Raw genomic sequence first — 18,836 nt, 5'->3', positions numbered from 1 at the left:
AGGGGAGTCGGCCCACCTCCCCCGGTGCTCAGCTGGAGGCGAGCACCGCGGGGCGGCGGGAGGCGATGACCTTCTTCGCCAGGGACTTGGGGCTGGTCAAAAAGCCCCAGCCCCAGGACATGTGCATGGTGGCGAGCGCCAGCGGGATCTGCAGGCGCGCCTTCAGCGGCAGGCCCTTGCCCGCCGGGAGGGAGCCGAGCACGATCGCCGCGAGGTAGCCGCCGGGGATCACGAAGCCCCACGGGGTCAGCGCCGCGCCGACCACGAGACCGGCCGCGATCGCGCAGACCGCCGTCGGCGGCGCGAGGTAGCGCAGGTTGATGGAGCCCTCGTGGTAGCGGGCGACGACGTGCCGCCAGCGGCCGTAGTCCTTGTACTGCTTGGCCAGTGCCTTCACGCTCGGCCGCGGCCGGTAGGAGACCTTCAGCTCCGGCGAGAACCAGATCAGGCCGCCCGCCTCGCGTATGCGGAAGTTCAGCTCCCAGTCCTGGGCGCGGATGAACTCCTCGTTGTAGCCGCCCTGCTGCTCCAGCGCCTCGCGCCGGAACACCCCGAGGTAGACGGTCTCGGCCTCGCAGGCGGCTCCGCCCGTGTGGAAGACGGCGTTGCCGACCCCGATCTTCGAGGTCATGGCGGCGGCGACGGCGTGCTCCCAGTCGTTCTCGCCCTCGGCGTGCATGATGCCGCCGACGTTCTGCGCGCCGGTCTCCTCCAGGAGCCGTACGGCGGTCTCGATGTAGTTCGGGGAGAGCATGCCGTGGCCGTCGACGCGGACGACGATCGGGTGCCGGGAGGCCTTGATCGCGGCGTTCAGGGCGGCCGGGGTGCGCCCGGTCGGGTTCGGGACGGTGTGGACGCGCGGGTCGTCGCGGACGAGCTCGGCGGCGATCTCGTCCGTACGGTCCGTGGACGGACCGAGGGCGATCACGACCTCCATCTCGCCGGCGTACTCCTGCGCGAGGATCGCTTGGACTGCTCCGCGCAGATGCCGCTCCTCGTTGAGGACGGGCATGATCACAGACACGGCGGGGAGCTGCACGTCGGGGTTGGCGTTCATCGCCCGTTACGTTACCGCGAATGGGGGACACCTTTGCGCCCCGCCGGGGCGGTGGCCCGGGCCACAGATCGTATGGGCCTACGGTGCTCACGATCCCACGTACGGCCGACGCCGGAGGTGTCCCCCTTGCCCACGCAGCCTCGGTCCGCCGCGCCCGCCCGCCCGCAGCGCGGCACCCAGCCGCCCCGCACGCCGCAGCAGCGCGGGCCCCGGCCCCCCGTACGGCGGAAGAAGCCGCGCTGGGCCATGCGGGCGGCGACGACCCTGTCCGTGGTGGTCCTCGCCTCGGCCGGGATCGGGCACGCGGTCGTCACCAGCCTCGACGCGGACATCGCGCGCGTCGACCCGTTCAAGGACATGAAGAACCGCCCGCGGGCCGGCCACGGCATGAACGTCCTGCTGGTCGGGACCGACGGCCGCGACCGGATCAGCGCCGAGGAGCGGCGCCGGTACCACCTGGGCGGAGCCCCCTGCCACTGCACGGACACGATCATGATCGTGCACATCTCGGAGGACCGGGAGCGGGCGAGCGTGGTGAGCCTGCCGCGCGACTCGTACGCCATGACGCCCGCCCGCGTCGACGCGCAGACGGGCAGGCGGATCCCCGCCCACCCCATCAAGATCAACGCGGCGTACGCGGAGGGCGGCCCGAACCTCACCGTCCAGACCGTCGAGGACATGACACACGTGAAGATCGACCACTACCTGGAGGTCGACTTCACCAGCTTCATGCGGACCGTGGACGTGCTCGGCGGGGTGCAGATCTGCACGGCCACCCCCCTGAAGGACTCCTACACCGGACTCGACCTGCCCGCCGGAACGCACAGGCTCACGGGCGGCCAGGCCCTGCAGTACGTCCGCGCCCGCCATGTCGACGGGGCCTCCGACCTCGGCCGGATGAAGCGCCAGCAGCGCTTCCTGGCGGCGCTGGTCGACCGGGCCACCTCCTCCGGCATCCTGCTGAACCCGATGAAGTTCCGGGACGTGACGCGGGCGGTGCTGGGGTCGGTGCGCGCGGACAAGGGCTTCGGCACGGACGAGCTGCTCGACCTCGGGCGCGCGATGCGCAACTTCTCCCCCTCCTCCTCCGAGTTCACGACCGTGCCCATCGGGCAGATGAAGTTCGTCGTGAAGGGCATCGGCGAGACGCTCAAGTGGGACACCGCCAAGGCCGACCGCCTCTTCACGTCCGTGCGCGACGACAAGCCGCTGGCGGTGGCGTCCGCGCAGCCCACGACCGTGGCGGTCGAGGTGGCCCCGCAGCAGATCCGGGTCCAGGTCGAGAACGGCACGGCCACCGAGGGGCTCGGCGGGCGCGTCGACGCGGCGCTGGCGGCGACCGGCTTCCGCACGACCCGGGCACCGGTGAACGCGGACGACCGCACCCTGCGGCGGACGGTCGTCGCCTACGACCCCGGCTGGGACCGCTCGGCGAAGTCGCTGGCCGCCGCGCTGCCCGGCAGCGAGCTCAAGCCGGTGAAGGGGCTCGGCCCGACGCTGAAGGTGATCGCCGGCGCCGACTTCAAGCAGGTACGGCAGGTGCACGCGGAGGCCGCGTCCCCCGGGTCGGCCGGGGTGATGACGGGAGACCAGGTGTCGTGCTCGTGATGCCGCCGAGCGGGACGGCAGTGCCCTGAAGGGGCGCGCGGAACCGCGCGACCGGCCACGACGGCACCGCGGACGACCGACGGACCTCGTCCGGCCCGGGCAGCGGAGCGCTCAGTCGTCCAGGCCCTCGGCCGCCCGCTTCTCCCTGAGTTCCATGATCGCGCGCCGTCTCGCCAGCCGGTGGGTGCGGCGGATCTGGGCCTCCTGGTAGCGGCGCCGGTCCTTCTCCGTCTCCGGGCAGACCGGCGGCACCGGGCGCGGCTTGCCGTCGGCGTCCACGGCGGCGAAGACGAGATAGGCGGAGCCGACCTGGGTGGGCGGGGTGGACTCGTTCCAGCGCTCCGCCAGGACCCGCACGCCGACCTCCATGGAGGTGCGGCCGGTCCAGTTGACCTGGGCCTTCACATGGACGAGGTCCCCCACCCGGACCGGCTCCAGGAACGCCATCTCGTCCATGGAGGCGGTGACCGCGGGTCCGCCGCTGTGCCGGCCGGCCACCGCGCCCGCCGCGTCGTCGACCAGCTTCATGATCACGCCGCCGTGCACCGTGCCCAGAAGGTTCGTGTCGTTGTGGGTCATGATGTGGCTGAGCGTGGTCCGGGACGCCGAAGTGGGCTTGCCCGGGATCTCCGGAGTGTCCGCTTCCACGGCGGGGGCCTGGTCTGTCATGGCCTCCACCTTATGCCGAGGCGACACCTGCGGACTTTGTGTTGGGTTCGCAACAGCCGTGCCCTGATTTTCCTACGACCCTTGTAAAGGACCAGGCCGCTCCCTGCACACTGGGGCCCATGAACGATTGGCCCGAGGCATGGTCCGACGACAACCGCAACCGGTACGGACGCGGCAGCGCGAGCGCACAGCCTGACGGTGCGCGGGCGATGCGGCAGGTCCGCCGGCCCGCCTCGGGCGCGTACGGGGGCCCCGGCCCCTCCGCACCGCCCTACGGCGGGCGCGTCCCCCAGCAGCCGACGTACGTCGACGGCGACGGACACGACGACTACGACAGCGGCTACAACACCGGCCACGTCTACGGCGGCGGTCCGGGCGGCCCCGGCGACCAGGGCGGCTACCGGCCGCGGCCGAACTGGCGGCGCCGTATCAAGTGGACCGCGATCACCCTGGTGACGGTGCTGGTCGTGACGTCGGTCGCCACGTACTTCTGGGCCGACTCCAAGCTGCACCGCGACGTCGACCTGTCCAAGGTCATCGACCGTCCGTCGTCCGGCGACGGCACCAACTACCTGATCGTCGGCTCCGACAGCCGCGCCGGGCTGTCCAGCGAGCAGAAGAAGCAGCTGCACACCGGTTCCGCGGAGGGCAAGCGGACCGACTCGATGATGATCCTGCACGTCGGCGACAACGGCGACACCCTGATCTCGCTGCCCCGCGACTCGAATGTGACGATCCCCTCGTACAAGGGATCGACCTCGGGCAAGACCTACCCGAACACGGGCCGGCAGACGAAGCTGAACGCCGCGTACGCCGAGGACGGGCCGACGCTGCTGGTCCGCACGGTCGAGTACAACATGGGCCTGCACATCGACCACTACGTCGAGATCGGCTTCGCCGGCTTCGCCAACATCGTGGACGCGGTCGGCGGCGTGACCATCGACATCGACAAGGGCTTCAAGGACAAGTACTCGGGCGCCGACTTCAAGGCCGGCAAGCAGACCCTCAACGGCGACCAGGCCCTGGCCTTCGTCCGCACCCGGCACGCCTTCGCCGCCTCCGACCTGCAGCGCACCAAGAACCAGCAGAAGTTCCTCTCCGCGCTGGCGCACCAGGTGGCGACGCCCTCGACGGTGCTGAACCCGTTCAAGTTCTACCCGACGATGGGCGCGGGCCTGGACTCCCTCACCGTCGACAAGGACATGAGCCTGTGGGACCTGGCCTCGATGTTCTGGGCCATGAAGGGCGTCAGTGGCGGTGACGGCACGTCGATGAACATGCCGATCTCCGGGTCCACCGGCGGCAACCTCGTCTGGGACAAGGTGAAGGTCAAGACGCTGGTGAACGAACTGAACAACGACCAGAAGGTCACGGTCTCGAGTGAGTGACGGCAGCAACGGCAGCAGACCGCCCTTCGGGGCGGTTCTGTGCGATGTGGACAACGTGATCCGGTCCTTCGACTCCTCCCGCCTGCAGGCGCTGGAGCGCGTCGCGGGGATCGCCGAGGGCACCACGCAGAAGGTGGCGTTCGCGCGGGAGACGGTGGAGCCGCTGCTGCTGGGCGAGATCACCTCGCAGGAGTGGGCCGAGGCCATCGCGGAGGGCCTCGGCGGGCTCGTGGCGGAGTCGCAGGTGGCGTACGAACTGGCACTCGCCCTGATCGAGTCGCCGTTCCACGCGGACGAGGAGGTCGTGGCACTGCTGCGCCGCGCCCGTGTCCGGGTGCCGCTGGTCCTCGTCTCCAACGCGGCCCTGGAGCTGGAGTCCGACCTCGACTCCATGGGGCTGAACGACCTCGCCGACCATGTCGTCAACAGCGCCCGCGTGGGTCTCGCCAAGCCGGACCCACGCATCTACCGCCTGGCCGCGGAGCTGGCGGGCACGCCCCCCGAGCGCTGTCTGTTCGTCGACGACGGCGAGGAGAACGTCGCGGCGGCCGCCGCCCTCGGCATGCGGGCCGTGCACTTCCGCGAACCGGCCGACCTGGAACGGGCGCTGGAACCGCTCTTCGCCTGAGCGCCGGTCCGCGGACGCGCGGTCCGGTGAGGCTCACATCGTGGCGCCCGCCATCGCACGGCACATCTCGGCGCAGCGGCGACACGCCTCGGCGCAGCGCATCATCTGCGGGTCGTCCGGCATGGACATACACGCCTCGGCGCACATGTCGCACGCCTTGGCGCACAGCGCGCACATCTCGGAGGACATCGGCGAGCGGCGCATCATCATGTCCGCGCACATGCGGGTCGTCTCGGAGCAGTCGATGAGCGCGCGCATGATCTGCATCTGGGCCTGACCGCCCATGCTCTGCATGCAGGAGCTCATGGTCTCCTCGCACATGCTGTGGCACGTCATGCAGGCCTCGACGCAGTCCTGCATCTCCTTGCTCATGGCGCTCATGGGTCCGGTCTGGGTCATGACTCCTCCAGGGAGGAAGGGGGCCCGGGGCGGGTCCCGTGCCCTTCCGTCCTACGCCCGCCCGAGACCGGGCGCCATCGGGCGGACCCGAACAATCCGCTACGAATTGGCCGTCACCGAAGCGACAAAAGCCCCCGGAATCCCTCCGGGGGCCGAGCCGTCGCCGGAGCCGGCCGGCTCCGGAACGCGGGTTACGGCAGGTTGCGCGCCATGACGATGCGCTGGACCTGGTTGGTGCCCTCGTAGATCTGCGTGATCTTGGCGTCGCGCATCATGCGCTCGACCGGGTAGTCACGGGTGTAGCCGTAGCCGCCGAGGAGCTGGACGGCGTCGGTGGTGACCTCCATGGCCACGTCCGAGGCGAAGCACTTGGCGGCCGCGCCCTGGAAGGTGAGGTCCTTGTCGCCGCGCTCGGAGGCGGCCGCGGCCTGGTAGGTCAGGGCGCGGGCGGCCGAGATCTTCATGGCCATGTCGGCGAGCATGAACTGGATGCCCTGGAAGTCGGCGATCGGCTTGCCGAACTGCTTGCGCTCCTGGACGTAGCCCTTGGCGTAGTCGAGGGCGCCCTGGGCGACGCCGAGGGCCTGGGCGGCGATGGTGATGCGGGTGTGGTCCAGCGTCTTCATCGCCGTGGCGAAGCCCGTGCCCTCCTCGCCGATCATGCGGTCGGCCGGGATGCGGACGTTGTCGAAGTAGACCTCGCGGGTCGGGGAGCCCTTGATGCCGAGCTTCTTCTCCGGGGCACCGAAGGAGACGCCCTCGTCGGACTTCTCCACGACGAAGGCGGAGATGCCCTTGGAGCGCTTGGTGGGGTCGGTCACCGCCATGACCGTGTAGTAGTCGCTGACGCCGGCGTTGGTGATCCAGCGCTTCACGCCGTTGAGGATCCAGTGGTCGCCGTCGCGTACGGCCTTCGTCTTCATGCCGGCCGCGTCCGAGCCGGCGTCCGGCTCGGAGAGGCAGTAGGAGAACATGCCCTCGCCCTTGGCGAGCGGGGTCATGTAGCGCTTCTTCAGGTCCTCGGAGCCGGAGAGGATGACCGGCAGCGAGCCCAGCTTGTTCACGGCCGGGATCAGGGACGAGGAGACGCACACGCGCGCCACCTCCTCGATCACGATCACGGTGGCGAGGGCGTCGGCGCCCGCGCCGCCGTACTCCTCCGGCACGTGCACGGCGTGCAGGTCGTTGGCGACGAGCGCGTCGAGCGCCTCCTGCGGGAAGCGGGCCTCCTCGTCCACCGCGGCCGCGAACGGCGCGATCTTCGCCTCGGCCAGTGAACGGATCGCGTCGCGGAGCATGTCGTGCTCCTCGGACGGGCGGTACAGGTCGAAGTCAGCCGATCCGGCCAAGGTCTCTCACGCTCCAAGGACGCTTGATGACGAACGGTGGTGATGGCGCTAATTACCGTTAAGTAACTCAAATTTTAGGGGGCGGCTCACGGGAGTGATACGTGAGCTTGGCGACAGCGGGAAAAGTGCCCGCCGAAAGGCCGCGGCACGCCCCGGATATGCTCGGGCACCGCAGCGAACGCCGTCCCCTACTGGAGCATCCATGAGCCTCAAGATCACCGTGATCGGCACCGGCTACCTCGGCGCCACGCACGCCGCGGCCATGGCCGAGCTGGGCTTCGAGGTGCTCGCCCTGGACATCGTCCCGGAGAAGATCGAGAAGCTCGAGCGGGCCGAGGCGCCGATGTTCGAGCCGGGCCTGGAGGACCTGCTGCGCAAGCACGTCGCCGGCTTCGAGGGCTCCAGCGGGCGGCTGCGCTTCACCCAGGACTGGGCGGAGGTCGGCGCCTTCGGCGACGTGCACTTCGTCTGCGTGAACACCCCGCAGAAGCACGGCGAGTACGCCTGCGACATGTCCTACGTCGACGCCGCGATCGCCTCGCTCGCCCCGCACCTGGCCGGCCCGGCCCTGGTCGTCGGCAAGTCCACCGTGCCGGTGGGCTCCGCGGACCGGCTCGCCGGCTACCTCGCCGAGCACGCGCCGGCCGGGCAGGACGCCGAGCTGGCCTGGAACCCGGAGTTCCTGCGCGAGGGCTTCGCCGTCGACGACACCCTGCACCCGGACCGGATCGTGGTCGGCGTGCGCAGCGAGCGGGCGGAGAAGCTGCTGCGCGAGGTGTACGCGACGCCACTGTCCGAGGGGACGCCGTTCGTCGTCACCGACTTCCCGACCGCGGAGCTGGTGAAGACCTCGGCGAACTCCTTCCTCGCCACCAAGATCTCCTTCATCAACGCGATGGCGGAGATGTGCGAGGCCTCCGGCGGCGACGTGGCCAAGCTCGCCGAGGCGATCGGCCACGACGACCGGATCGGCAAGAAGTTCCTGCGGGCCGGCATCGGTTTCGGCGGCGGCTGCCTGCCCAAGGACATCCGGGCCTTCATGGCGCGCGCCGGTGAGCTCGGCGCCGACCAGGCGCTGACCTTCCTGCGCGAGATCGACTCGATCAACATGCGCCAGCGCGGGCAGATGGTGGAGCTCGCGCGCGAGGCGCTGGGCGGCGGGTCCTTCCTGGGCAAGCGGGTCGCGGTGCTCGGCGCCACCTTCAAGCCCGACTCCGACGACGTACGCGACTCCCCCGCCCTGAACGTCGCCGGGCAGATCCACCTCCAGGGCGGCCAGGTGACCGTCTACGACCCCAAGGGCATGGACAACGCCCGCCGGGTCTTCCCCACGCTCGGCTACGCCGACTCCGCCGTGGAGGCGGTGCGCGGCGCCGACGTGGTGCTGCATCTGACCGAGTGGCGGGAGTTCCGCGAGCTGGACCCGGCGGCGCTCGGCGCGGTCGCGGCGGACCGGGTGATCCTGGACGGGCGCAACGCCCTCGACCCGGAGCTGTGGCGCAAGGCCGGCTGGACCTACCGCGCGATGGGCCGCCCCACGGCCTGACCCCCTGCGCAGGACGACACCGGTTCGGCCGAGGCTCAGTCGGCCGAACCGGCGTCTCGTTGCATTCTGCACCACCGGCCCGTGAGCCTGCGGGGGAACTACTTCGCCCGGTAGCGGCGCATCTTCGCGCGCGCCCCGCACACCTGCATCGAGCACCAGCGGCCGCGGCCCGCCGGGCTGCGGTCGTAGTACGCCCAGTGGCAGGTGACGGCCTCGCACGCCTTCAGCCGGGCCCAGGTGCCCTCGACCAGCGCGCCCGCCACCGCGGCCGCGACGCGGGAGAGCAGGGGACCGCGGTCCGCGGGGGCCAGGGCGGCGGTTCCGTCCCGCTCGTCGACCGTCACCACCAGGGGCGCCCGGGCCAGCAGCTCCCCCAGCGGGGTCACCGCGCGGTGCGGCGGGTGGCCGGCGTGTGCGAGCAGGGCCGCCCGCAGTGACTCGCGCAGCTCGCGGGCCTCCTCCACCTCGCCCGCGCCGAGACCGAACGGCGCCCGCCCCTGGGCCGTGTCCAGGGCGTCGCTGCCCGACTCCAGGTCCACCGTGTTCACCAGGGACTCGACCAGAGCCAGCCCCCCGGGGGCGGCCGATCTCTCATTCATGGTTGCGACGTTACCTCCAATGCGGGAGCATACAGTAACCGTTACCGGTTACCCGCCTCTATGGGTAACCGGAGACCAGGCAACCCGACTTCGAGGACTCGAGGAGGAGTCATGGCTCTCGCCGAGCTGGGCGTCGTCGTACTGGACTGTCCCGACCCGGGCGCGCTGGCCGCCTTCTACGCCGAGGTGCTGGGCGGCACCGTGGAGGGCGAAGGAGAGTGGGTGGACCTGAAGGTGCCCGGCGGACAGGCGCTGGCCTTCCAGGCCGCCCCCGGGTTCGAGGCGCCGCGCTGGCCCGCGCCCGACCGCTCGCAGCAGTTCCATCTGGACCTGACCGTGAAGGACCTGGACGCGGCCGAGGCGGGCGTGCTGGCGCTCGGCGCGCGGCCGCTGGACGCCGCCGACCACTCGCGCACCTGGCGTGTGTACGCCGACCCGGCCGGGCACCCGTTCTGTCTCTGCGCCTGCTGACCCCGGAGGACCCCATGCCCGTGGCTCGTTTCCGCTCCGTCGTCCTCGACTGCCCAGACCCGCGCGCGCTCGCCGAGTTCTACGCGGCGGTCGTGGGCGGCACGCCCGAGCAGGACGACCCCGACTGGGTCGTGCTGCACGTCCCGGACGGCCCCCGGCTCGCCTTCCAGCGCGCGGAGGGCCTCACGCCCCCCGAGTGGCCGCGCGCCGACCGCAACTCCCAGCAGTTCCATCTCGACTTCGATGCCGGGTCGACGTGGGAGGAGATGGACGCCGCGCACGAGAAGGTGCTGGCGCTGGGGGCCCGCCCGCTGGACCTGGAGGACCGCGAGAAGAAGGACTTCATGGTCTACGCCGACCCGGCCGGGCATCCCTTCTGCCTCTGCCGGATCGAGCAGCCGTAACCCGCCGGCCGACGCCGGGTCAGCCGTCGAGGTCCGCGATCTTCGCGGTCGACGGCTCCCGGCGCTGCTGCGCCGCACGCGCGGTGAAGTCGGCACTGCGCAGCACCCGCTGGACGTTCCCCCAGGTCAGCAGGGCGATGTCGGACTCCGGCCAGCCGCGGCGCAGCAGCTCGGCGATGAGGTGCGGATAGCGCGAGGGCTCACCGAGGTCCTGCGGGTGCGTCGTGCCGGCGTCGTACGTGCCGGACAGGCCGACGCACTCCGCTCCCGCCACCGCCCGCACATGGTCGAGGTGGTCGGCCACCGCCCGGACCGAGGGGCCCGTCTGCTCCGGCGTGAGCGGCACCATGCACAGGCCCTTGGCGGCGCCCAGCCCGGCGAGCAGGTCGTCGGGAAGGTTGGCCGGGTGGGGGCGCAGGGCGCGGGCGGCGGAGCGGGTGAACAGCACCGGCGCCCGGGAGACCCGCAGCACGCGCATGACGGTGTCCGCGGAGGCGCCGGAGAGGTCGGCGAGGACGCCGAGCCGGTTCATCTCGCGCACCACCTCCTCACCGAACCGGGTGAGGCCGGTCTCGCCCGCCCACGACACCCCGGACAGGGTGAGCACGCGCAGGCCCAGCGTGTGCAGGGCGCGCAGGATGCCCAGGGAGTCGCCGAGGGCGGCGGCCCCCGCCGGGCCGTGCAGCACGGCGATCCGGCCGCACAGGCGGGCGTCGGTGGCCTGCCCCGCGGTGTGCACCAGGCGCAGGCCCTCGGGATGGGTCCGTACGACGGTGTTCACCAGGTCCAGCTGCTCCAGCGTCGCGCCGACGGCCCGGTCCCCGACGATGCCCTCGGGCAGGTGCAGCGACCAGAACAGCGCGCCGACATGGCCCTGGCGCAGCCGCGGCACGTCCGTGTCGACGGAGCTCTCGCCGAGCTCCAGGTCGTACCAGGGCAGGCGCCTGAGCGCCCACGGCAGTCCGCTGTAGCCGTCGGCGACGGGGTGCGCGGCGAGGATGGCGCGGGCCCGCTCCAGATCGGCGGGATCCGCCTCGGAGACGGACACCTGGGAGTCGTCGTCCTCGAAGGGATCCGGCAGTGCGTCGAGTCCGCTGGTGCCCTGCAGTTCGTCCTGAAGATCTGCCATGGCGCGCTCCGTACGTGGTGTTCGTCCCGCAGGGGGTACGGCCACCGTCGCACGGGAGCGCGCCGGGCTTCCTGATGAGCGGAGCCGTTCGGGGGTACGGGGGCGGGACGGCCGCCCCCGTACCCGCCGTGGCTCAGCCGTCCAGGGACTCGATGGTCGCGTTCGACGGCGCCCGGGTCGCCCGCAGGTCGCGGGCCACGTCCTCGGCCGCGCCCAGCACCCGCACCGAGTTCTGCCAGGTCACCTTGGCCAGGTCCGCCTTCGACCAGCCGCGGTCCAGCAGCTCCGCGATCAGGTTCGGATAGCCGGAGACGTCGTTCAGGCCGTCGGGCGTGAACGCCGTGCCGTCGTAGTCGCCGCCGATGCCGAGGTGGTCGACGCCGGCGACCTCGCGCATGTGGTCCAGGTGGTCGGCGACCGTGGACACCGTGGCGACCGGGCGCGGGGTGCGCTCCTCGAAGGCGCGGTGGAGCTTCATCGCCTCCTCGCTGGTGTCCAGGTGGTGGAAGCCGTGGGCGCGCAGGTTCTCGTCGGCCGCGGCCGTCCAGTCCACGGCGGCCTGCAGCACGAACTTCGGCACGAAGGTCACCATCGCCACGCCGCCGTTGCCGGGCAGGCGCTCCAGGACGTCGTCCGGGATGTTGCGGGGATGGTCGCAGACGGCCCTCGACGAGGAGTGGGAGAAGATCACCGGCGCGGTCGAGGCGTCCAGCGCGTCGCGCATCGTCGTCGCCGCCACGTGCGAGAGGTCGACGAGCATGCCGAGCCGGTTCATCTCCCGCACGACCTCGCGGCCGAACGCGGACAGGCCGCCGACGTTCGGCTCGTCGGTCGCCGAGTCCGCCCAGGGGTTGTTGTCGTTGTGCGTGAGCGTCATGTAGCGCACGCCCAGCTCGTACAGACCGCGCAGTGTGCCCAGCGAGCAGTCGATGGAGTGGCCGCCCTCCGCGCCCATGAGGGAGGCGATACGGCCCTCCCCGCGCGCCGCCTCCATGTCCGCGGCCGTCAGCGCGGGCGCCAGGTCCGCCGGGTAGCGCGCCAGCAACTGCCGTACGCAGTCGATCTGTTCGAGCGTCGCGGTCACCGCGTCCGGCAGGTCGGAGCGGACGTACACCGACCAGTACTGCGCACCGACACCGCCCTCGCGCAGGCGCGGGATGTCGGTGTGCAGATGCGCGTTCTGCGCCACGGCGATGTCACGGGCGTCGAGGTCGTACCCGTCCTTGCGCAGCGCCCAGGGCAGATCGTTGTGCCCGTCGACGACCGGAAACTCGCGCAGCAGCGAGCGGGCTTCCTCCAGGGAGGTCATCCGCGTCACTTCCCCGAACCGAAGCCGAAGCCGCCCGCGCCCTCGACCTTGGTGCGCAGGCGTTTGCCCTTCTCGGTGGCCTGGTCGTTCAGTTCCTGCTGGAACTCGCGCATCCGGGCGAGCAGGTCCTCGTCGTGCGCGGCGAGGATGCGGGCCGCGAGCAGGCCGGCGTTGCGGGCGCCGGCGACGGAGACGGTCGCGACGGGCACGCCGGCCGGCATCTGCACGATGGAGAGCAGGGAGTCCATGCCGTCGAGGTACTTCAGCGGCACGGGGACGCCGATGACCGGCAGCGGGGTCACGGAGGCGAGCATGCCCGGCAGGTGGGCGGCGCCGCCCGCTCCCGCGATGATCACCTTCAGGCCCCGCTCGGCGGCCTGCTCGCCGTAGGAGATCATCTCCCGCGGCATGCGGTGCGCGGAGACGACGTCGACCTCGTAGTCGATCTCGAACTCGTCGAGGGCCTGGGCGGCGGCCTCCATGACGGGCCAGTCGGAGTCCGACCCCATGACGATGCCAACAACAGGGCTCATTCGGTGATCGTGCCTCTCAGGTAGCCGGCGGCGTGCCGTGCGCGCTCGAGGACGTCGTCCAGGTCCTCGCCGTAGGTGTTGACGTGGCCCACCTTGCGGCCGGGCTTCACGTCCTTGCCGTACATGTGGATCTTCAGCTGCGGATCGCGGGCCATGCAGTGCAGGTACGCGGAGTACATGTCCGGGTAGTCGCCGCCGAGGACGTTGACCATGACCGTCCACTTCGCGCGCGGCCGCGGGTCGCCGAGCGGGAGGTCGAGGACGGCGCGGACATGGTTGGCGAACTGGGAGGTGATCGCGCCGTCCTGGCTCCAGTGGCCGGAATTGTGGGGGCGCATCGCCAGCTCGTTGACGAGGATGCGGCCGTCGCGGGTCTGGAACAGCTCGACGGCGAGGTGGCCGACGACGCCGAGTTCCTTCGCGATGGTCAGCGCCATCTCCTCGGCCGCGAGCGCGAGGGACTCCGCCAGGTCGGGGGCGGGCGCGACGACCGTGTCGCAGACGCCGTTGACCTGCTGGGACTCCACGACCGGGTAGGCGACGGCCTGGCCGTGCGGGGACCGTACGACGTTCGCCGCGAGCTCTCGGACGTAGTCGACCTTCTCCTCGGCGAGGACCGGGACGCCGGCGCGGAAGGGGTCCGCGGCCTCCTCGGCGGAGTCGACGACCCACACGCCCTTGCCGTCGTAGCCGCCGCGGACCGTCTTGAGCACGACGGGGAAGCCGTCGCCCTCGGCCGCGAACGCCGCGACGTCGTCCGGGTCGCTCACGATCCGGTGCCGCGGGCAGGGAATGCCCAGGGCGTCGAGCTTCGCGCGCATCACCCCCTTGTCCTGGGCGTGCACGAGCGCGTCCGGGCCGGGGCGCACGGGGATGCCGTCCGCCTCCAGGGCCCGCAGATGCTCGGTGGGTACGTGTTCGTGATCGAAGGTGATCACGTCGCAGCCCTTCGCGAACTCGCGCAGCGTGTCGAGATCGCGGTAGTCGCCGACGACGACATCACCGACGACCTGCGCCGCGGAATCCTGAGGGGTGTCACTGAGGAGCTTGAACCTGATGCCGAGCGGGATGCCTGCCTCGTGTGTCATACGAGCGAGCTGGCCTCCGCCGACCATGCCGACTACCGGGAACGTCACGCACCTAGAGTATCGGCCGTGTCGGCGCGACCTGTTTCCGGCCGTTTTCTGACGCTCTTACCGGGCTCTTCCCGGACGTTTCCCCCTCTTCCCGCCTTCTTTCCAACCTGTTTCCGACCTGTGAGCGCATCCACAGGAGTTTATGAAGGGCGGTGGTTAGCATGGCTGGGTTGACGAAAACGACCACGAACCGACCGGACGGGGGCCTTCAGGACCATGGGACAGGGTTCCTCAGGGCTGCGAAGGCTCGCACATGAGATCGCCAAATTCGGTGCGGTGGGTGCGCTCGGCACGGTCGTGAACTTCGGCGTCTCCAACCTGCTGTGGCATCTGACCAGCCTGCAGGCGGTGCGCGCGAACGTGATCGCCACGGTCGTCGCGATCTGCGTCAACTACCTGGGCTTCCGCTACTTCACCTACCGCGACCGCGACAAGAGCGCCCGGACCAAGGAACTCACGCTGTTCCTGGCCTTCAGCGTGGTCGGCCTGGTCATCGAGAACGGCGTCCTGTACGCCGCGATCTACGGCTTCGGCTGGGACAGCTCGCTGCAGCGCAACATCTTCAAGGTCGTCGGCATCGGGCTCGGCACGCTGTTCCGCTTCTGGTCCTACCGCACCTGGGTCTTCCGGGCCCTGCCGGCCCGTGAGGCCGTCGCGGACGCGGAGTCGTTCCTGGAGGAGGCCGACACCGCGGCGGCCACCGCCACCGGTCCCGAGGCCAAGATCACCCGCCCGAAGCCGAAGCAGCGCGTCAGCTGAGACCGCCCGGTGCGTCCTACCTGACCGTCGGCTCCGTGTCCGTCGTCGGGCGCTTCAAGGGGGGCGTGCGGGAGAGGAACAGGCCGAACACCGGGGGCTGGGTCTGGAGCATCTCCAGGCGGCCGCCGTCGGCCTCCGCGAGGTCGCGCGCCACGGCGAGGCCGATGCCCGTCGAGTTCCGTCCGCTGATCGTGCGCTCGAAGATCCGCGCGCCCAGGTCGGCCGGGACGCCGGGCCCCTCGTCGGTCACCTCGACGACCGCCTGGTTGCCGGTGACGCGGGTGCGCAGCGCGACCGTGCCGCCGCCGTGCATGAGGGAGTTCTCGATCAGCGCCGCCAGCACCTGGGCGACGGCGCCCGGGGTGCCGACCGCCTGGAGGTGCCGCTTGCCGGAGCTGACGATCGCCCGGCCGGCGCTGCGGTACGCGGGGCGCCACTCGGCGAGCTGCTGCTGGATGACCTCGTCGAGGTCGAAGGTGACGGCGTTGCCGGTACGCGGGTCGCGGGAGTTCGTCAGCAGCCGCTCCACCACGTCCGTCAGCCGCTCCACCTGGGTGAGCGCGACGTTGGCCTCCTCCTTCACCGTGTCCGGGTCGTCGGTCAGGGTGATCTCCTCCAGCCGCATCGACAGCGCGGTCAGCGGTGTGCGCAGCTGGTGGGAGGCGTCGGCGGCCAGGCGCCGCTCGGCGGTGAGCATACGGGCGATGCGCTCGGCGGAGCCGTCCAGCACGTCGGCGACCCGGTCCAGCTCGGGGACGCCGTAGCGCTTGTGCCGCGGGCGCGGGTCGCCGGAGCCGAGGCGCTCCGCGGTCTCGGCGAGGTCGGTGAGCGGGGAGGCGAGCCGGTTGGCCTGGCGGATGGCCAGCAGGACGGCGGCCACCACCGCGAGCAGCGCCACCAGCGCGATGATCAGCAGGGTGCGCCCCACCTCGCGGCTCACGGTGGAGCGCGGCTCCTCGACGACGACCCGCTCGCCCTCCTCGCCCGTGGCCCGGCCGCGGATGACCTCGCCCCGTGGCTTGTCGCCGACCTCGATGGGCGCCTGCCCGGGGATCTCGACGACGGCGTAGCGGTCGCCGGTGACCTGGCTCTTCAGGACGTCCGTGCTGACGGTCCCCGCCCCGATGAGGCGGCTGTCCACGATGCTGGCCAGCCGCTGCGCCTCGGAACTGACCCGTTCCTGGGCGCTGTTGCTGATCGTCCGTGTCTCGACGATGACGAGGGACACGCCGAACACGGCGATCACGACGAGGACCACGGCGAGCGTGGACTGGATCAGGCGGCGGCGCATGTCCTCTGTACCTGGGTCGGCCTACGGGTGGGGGCTCAGCTCTTCTCGAACCGGAAGCCCACGCCACGCACGGTGGCGATGTACCGGGGGTTCGCCGCGTCGTCGCCCAGCTTCTTGCGCAGCCAGGAGATGTGCATGTCGAGCGTCTTCGTCGACGACCACCAGGTGGTGTCCCACACCTCGCGCATCAGCTGGTCCCGGGTGACGACCCGGCCCGCGTCCCGCACGAGAACCCGCAGCAGGTCGAACTCCTTGGCGGTGAGCTGGAGTTCCTCCTCGCCCATCCACGCCCGGTGCGACTCCACGTCGATGCGCACGCCGTGCGTGGCGGGCGGCTGGGCCGGCTCGGCGGCGCCGCGCCGCAGCAGGGCCCGGACGCGGGCCAGCAGTTCGGCGAGCCGGAAGGGCTTGGTGACGTAGTCGTCGGCACCGGCGTCGAGGCCGACGACGGTGTCCACCTCGTCGGCGCGCGCGGTCAGGATGAGGATCGGCACGGTGTGGCCCTCGGCACGCAGCCGGCGGGCGACCTCCAGGCCGTCCATGCCGGGCAGCCCGAGGTCCAGCACGACCAGGTCGACGCCGCCCTGCATTCCGGCGTCGAGCGCGGTGGGTCCGTCCTCGCGCACCTCGACCTCGTAACCTTCCCTGCGCAGGGCGCGGGCCAGCGGCTCCGAGATGGACGCGTCGTCCTCGGCGAGCAGTACACGGGTCATGAGGTGATGGTAGTCCGCTCTTGACAGGTGCTGTGGTGTGATCGGCGCTGGTGATTCTTACCTTTGGCCGCGCGGGGGCGAACCTGTGTCTTGGTGGTGCGATCCTGGTAGAGACCTTGGAAAAGGGGCGTACGGTTCCTTGATCGCCTGTGATCCGCGTCTCAAGTCCTTCCATATCAGGCAGTGTCCTGCCGTATGGTGATTCCACGCCTGTAGCACTTCGGGGACCTTTGGCGAGCACTTGACGCTGAAGGTCTCTTTTGTGTGCGGTAGACCCCCACCAGCAAGGAACAACCATGGCGTCCAGCTTGACGAAGGATTCGGTACGCCCGGGCACCCCCGGCTCCGAGAAGACCTTCTTCGGCCACCCCCGCGGTCTGGCCACCCTCTTCATGACCGAGATGTGGGAGCGATTCTCCTACTACGGCATGAAGGCACTGCTCCCGCTGTACCTGGTGGCACCGGGCGGTCTGCACCTCAACGCGGCTGCCGCGACAGCGATCTACTCGGTGTACCTCTCGCTCGTGTACCTGCTCGCCCTCCCGGGCGGCTGGTTCGCGGACCGCGTCCTCGGCCCCCGCAAGACCGTGGCGGTCGCCGGGGCGATCATCATGCTCGGCCACCTCACCCTGGCCCTGCCGAACTCCGGCACCTTCTACGCGGGCCTCGGCCTGGTGGCCGTCGGTTCCGGTCTGCTGAAGGCCAACATCTCCACGATGGTCGGCCACCTCTACGACGGCCCGGAGGACCCGCGCCGTGACGGCGGCTTCACGCTGTTCTACATCGGCATCAACCTGGGCGCCTTCGCGGCTCCCCTGGTGATCGGCACGGTCGGCGAGAACGTCAACTGGCACCTGGGCTTCGCGCTCGCCGCGCTCGGCATGGCGCTGGGTCTGGCCCAGTTCCTGCTCGGCACCCGCCACCTGGACGCGCGCTCGGACATCGTCCCGACGCCGCTGTCGGCCGCCGAGAAGAAGGCCACGCTGACCAAGGCCGCCCTGTGGGCGGGCGTCGCGGCCGTGTTCTACGTCATCGTCGGCGTCTCCGGCGTCTACACGCTGAACTGGCTGCTGGTCCCGATCACCATCGCCGGCCTGCTCATCCCGGTCGTCGTGATCGCCCGCATCAAGCGGGACAAGGAACTGACGCGCCCCGAGCAGTCGAAGATGTCCGCGTACATCTGGTTCTTCGTGGCCGCCGCCGTGTTCTGGATGATCTACGACCAGGGCGGCTCGACCGTGTCGCTGTTCGCCGAGTCCTCGGCGAAGAACACGGTCTTCGGCTGGGAGTTCCCGGTCTCCTGGTACCAGTCCGTCAACCCGGTCATGATCATGGCGTTCGCGCCGGTCTTCGCCTGGGCGTGGCTGGCGATGGCCCGCCGCGGCAAGGAGCCGAGCACCGCCGTGAAGTTCGCCGGCGGTCTGGCCCTGATCGGGGCGTCCTTCTTCCTCTTCCTCGCCCCGCTCTCGATCGCCGACGGCGGTCACAAGGCGGCCGCGATGTGGCTGGTCGGCATCTACTTCGTGCAGACCGTCGGTGAGCTGATGCTCTCCCCGGTCGGCCTGTCGGTCACCACGAAGATGGCGCCCGCGAAGTACGCCTCCCAGATGATGGGTGTCTGGTTCCTGGCCGTCACCGCCGGTGACGCCACGACCGGTCTGCTCTCCATCGCCGGCGTCGACCTCAACAAGACGGGCATCGTGGCCCTGCAGGCCGTGCTCGCGGTGCTGGCCGGTGTGGCCGTGTGGATGTACCGCAAGCGGGTCAAGGAGCTCATGGGCGACGTGCACTGACCACTGACGTGGTCCTGGAGGAGGGGGGGACACACAAAACCTGGGGGTGGGGTGG

The 18,836-nt window shown here is 70.8% G+C and carries 19 protein-coding genes; 8 read left to right on the top strand and 11 right to left on the bottom strand.

Going from position 1 to position 18,836, the window contains the following annotated elements:
• Positions 1-28 precede the first annotated feature (28 nt).
• Positions 29-1,057 carry a glycosyltransferase family 2 protein gene (locus tag ACFU97_RS41285; protein WP_384267135.1) on the bottom strand — a complete coding sequence of 343 codons (1,029 nt, stop codon included), beginning with the start codon at positions 1,055-1,057 and terminating at the stop codon, positions 29-31.
• Positions 1,058-1,129: 72 nt separating this feature from the next.
• On the opposite strand from ACFU97_RS41285, the gene ACFU97_RS41280 reads away from it, so the two are divergent.
• Positions 1,130-2,665, top strand: coding sequence for an LCP family protein (locus tag ACFU97_RS41280; protein WP_384267133.1), 1,536 nt, complete (start codon positions 1,130-1,132; stop codon positions 2,663-2,665).
• 111 nt (positions 2,666-2,776) lie between these two features.
• Here ACFU97_RS41280 and ACFU97_RS41275 read toward each other — a convergent pair whose 3' ends face one another.
• Complete coding sequence (locus tag ACFU97_RS41275; protein WP_384267131.1) at positions 2,777-3,334, bottom strand: acyl-CoA thioesterase; 558 nt, start codon at positions 3,332-3,334, stop codon at positions 2,777-2,779.
• Between the two features lie 119 nt (positions 3,335-3,453).
• Between ACFU97_RS41275 and ACFU97_RS41270 the strand changes: the two genes are divergently transcribed.
• Together ACFU97_RS41270 and ACFU97_RS41265 are read left to right on the top strand one after the other, a co-directional pair.
• Positions 3,454-4,722, top strand: a complete 1,269-nt coding sequence (locus ACFU97_RS41270) for an LCP family protein (protein ID WP_384267128.1) — start codon at positions 3,454-3,456, stop codon at positions 4,720-4,722.
• The gene (locus ACFU97_RS41265) at positions 4,715-5,350 is read left to right on the top strand and encodes an HAD family hydrolase (RefSeq protein WP_384267126.1); all 636 of its coding nucleotides are present in this window, start codon (positions 4,715-4,717) and stop codon (positions 5,348-5,350) included. The genes ACFU97_RS41270 and ACFU97_RS41265 overlap by 8 nt, the downstream gene beginning before the upstream one ends.
• A 33-nt stretch (positions 5,351-5,383) precedes the next feature.
• Here the strand turns inward: ACFU97_RS41265 and ACFU97_RS41260 are convergent, their stop codons facing one another.
• On the bottom strand, positions 5,384-5,749 hold the full coding sequence (locus ACFU97_RS41260; RefSeq protein ID WP_384267123.1) for a four-helix bundle copper-binding protein: 366 nt from the start codon (positions 5,747-5,749) through the stop codon (positions 5,384-5,386).
• A 191-nt stretch (positions 5,750-5,940) separates the two neighbouring features.
• Positions 5,941-7,098 carry an acyl-CoA dehydrogenase gene (locus tag ACFU97_RS41255; protein WP_384267121.1) on the bottom strand — a complete coding sequence of 386 codons (1,158 nt, stop codon included), beginning with the start codon at positions 7,096-7,098 and terminating at the stop codon, positions 5,941-5,943.
• 202 nt (positions 7,099-7,300) lie between these two features.
• On the opposite strand from ACFU97_RS41255, the gene ACFU97_RS41250 reads away from it, so the two are divergent.
• Entirely contained in the window at positions 7,301-8,644 is a 1,344-nt protein-coding gene (locus ACFU97_RS41250; protein ID WP_384267119.1) for a UDP-glucose dehydrogenase family protein, read from the top strand.
• A 98-nt stretch (positions 8,645-8,742) separates the two neighbouring features.
• Here ACFU97_RS41250 and ACFU97_RS41245 read toward each other — a convergent pair whose 3' ends face one another.
• Complete coding sequence (locus tag ACFU97_RS41245) at positions 8,743-9,243, bottom strand: CGNR zinc finger domain-containing protein (protein ID WP_384267116.1); 501 nt, start codon at positions 9,241-9,243, stop codon at positions 8,743-8,745.
• A gap of 111 nt (positions 9,244-9,354) precedes the next feature.
• Between ACFU97_RS41245 and ACFU97_RS41240 the strand changes: the two genes are divergently transcribed.
• Together ACFU97_RS41240 and ACFU97_RS41235 are read left to right on the top strand one after the other, a co-directional pair.
• On the top strand, positions 9,355-9,714 hold the full coding sequence (locus ACFU97_RS41240; protein ID WP_384267114.1) for a VOC family protein: 360 nt from the start codon (positions 9,355-9,357) through the stop codon (positions 9,712-9,714).
• Positions 9,715-9,728: 14 nt separating this feature from the next.
• Positions 9,729-10,118 (top strand): VOC family protein, encoded by a 390-nt coding sequence (locus ACFU97_RS41235; RefSeq protein WP_384267112.1) that lies wholly within the window; start codon positions 9,729-9,731, stop codon positions 10,116-10,118.
• 19 nt (positions 10,119-10,137) lie between these two features.
• Here ACFU97_RS41235 and ACFU97_RS41230 read toward each other — a convergent pair whose 3' ends face one another.
• The 4 genes from ACFU97_RS41230 to ACFU97_RS41215 form a co-directional block, all read right to left on the bottom strand.
• Entirely contained in the window at positions 10,138-11,247 is a 1,110-nt protein-coding gene (locus tag ACFU97_RS41230) for a dipeptidase (protein WP_384267109.1), read from the bottom strand.
• A gap of 133 nt (positions 11,248-11,380) precedes the next feature.
• Positions 11,381-12,556, bottom strand: coding sequence for a dipeptidase (locus ACFU97_RS41225; protein ID WP_384267107.1), 1,176 nt, complete (start codon positions 12,554-12,556; stop codon positions 11,381-11,383).
• Between the two features lie 5 nt (positions 12,557-12,561).
• Entirely contained in the window at positions 12,562-13,089 is a 528-nt protein-coding gene (gene purE, locus ACFU97_RS41220) for a 5-(carboxyamino)imidazole ribonucleotide mutase (protein WP_384267105.1), read from the bottom strand.
• On the bottom strand, positions 13,086-14,225 hold the full coding sequence (locus ACFU97_RS41215) for a 5-(carboxyamino)imidazole ribonucleotide synthase (protein WP_384267103.1): 1,140 nt from the start codon (positions 14,223-14,225) through the stop codon (positions 13,086-13,088). Before ACFU97_RS41215 ends, purE begins: the two co-directional genes overlap by 4 nt.
• 216 nt (positions 14,226-14,441) lie before the next feature.
• Between ACFU97_RS41215 and ACFU97_RS41210 the strand changes: the two genes are divergently transcribed.
• Entirely contained in the window at positions 14,442-14,984 is a 543-nt protein-coding gene (locus ACFU97_RS41210) for a GtrA family protein (protein WP_384267100.1), read from the top strand.
• Between the two features lie 16 nt (positions 14,985-15,000).
• On the opposite strand, the gene ACFU97_RS41205 is transcribed toward ACFU97_RS41210, so the two are convergent.
• Together ACFU97_RS41205 and ACFU97_RS41200 are read right to left on the bottom strand one after the other, a co-directional pair.
• Complete coding sequence (locus ACFU97_RS41205) at positions 15,001-16,275, bottom strand: ATP-binding protein (RefSeq protein WP_384267098.1); 1,275 nt, start codon at positions 16,273-16,275, stop codon at positions 15,001-15,003.
• Between the two features lie 35 nt (positions 16,276-16,310).
• On the bottom strand, positions 16,311-16,988 hold the full coding sequence (locus ACFU97_RS41200; protein ID WP_384267095.1) for a response regulator transcription factor: 678 nt from the start codon (positions 16,986-16,988) through the stop codon (positions 16,311-16,313).
• 296 nt (positions 16,989-17,284) lie between these two features.
• Between ACFU97_RS41200 and ACFU97_RS41195 the strand changes: the two genes are divergently transcribed.
• Positions 17,285-18,781: an oligopeptide:H+ symporter gene (locus ACFU97_RS41195; protein WP_384267091.1), complete on the top strand. Its 1,497-nt coding sequence runs from the start codon at positions 17,285-17,287 to the stop codon at positions 18,779-18,781.
• Positions 18,782-18,836: the final 55 nt, after the last annotated feature.

The organism is Streptomyces sp. NPDC057616 (assembly GCF_042800575.1).
GTDB lineage: Bacteria > Actinomycetota > Actinomycetes > Streptomycetales > Streptomycetaceae > Streptomyces.
This window is presented reverse-complemented; position numbering and strand designations above follow the sequence as displayed.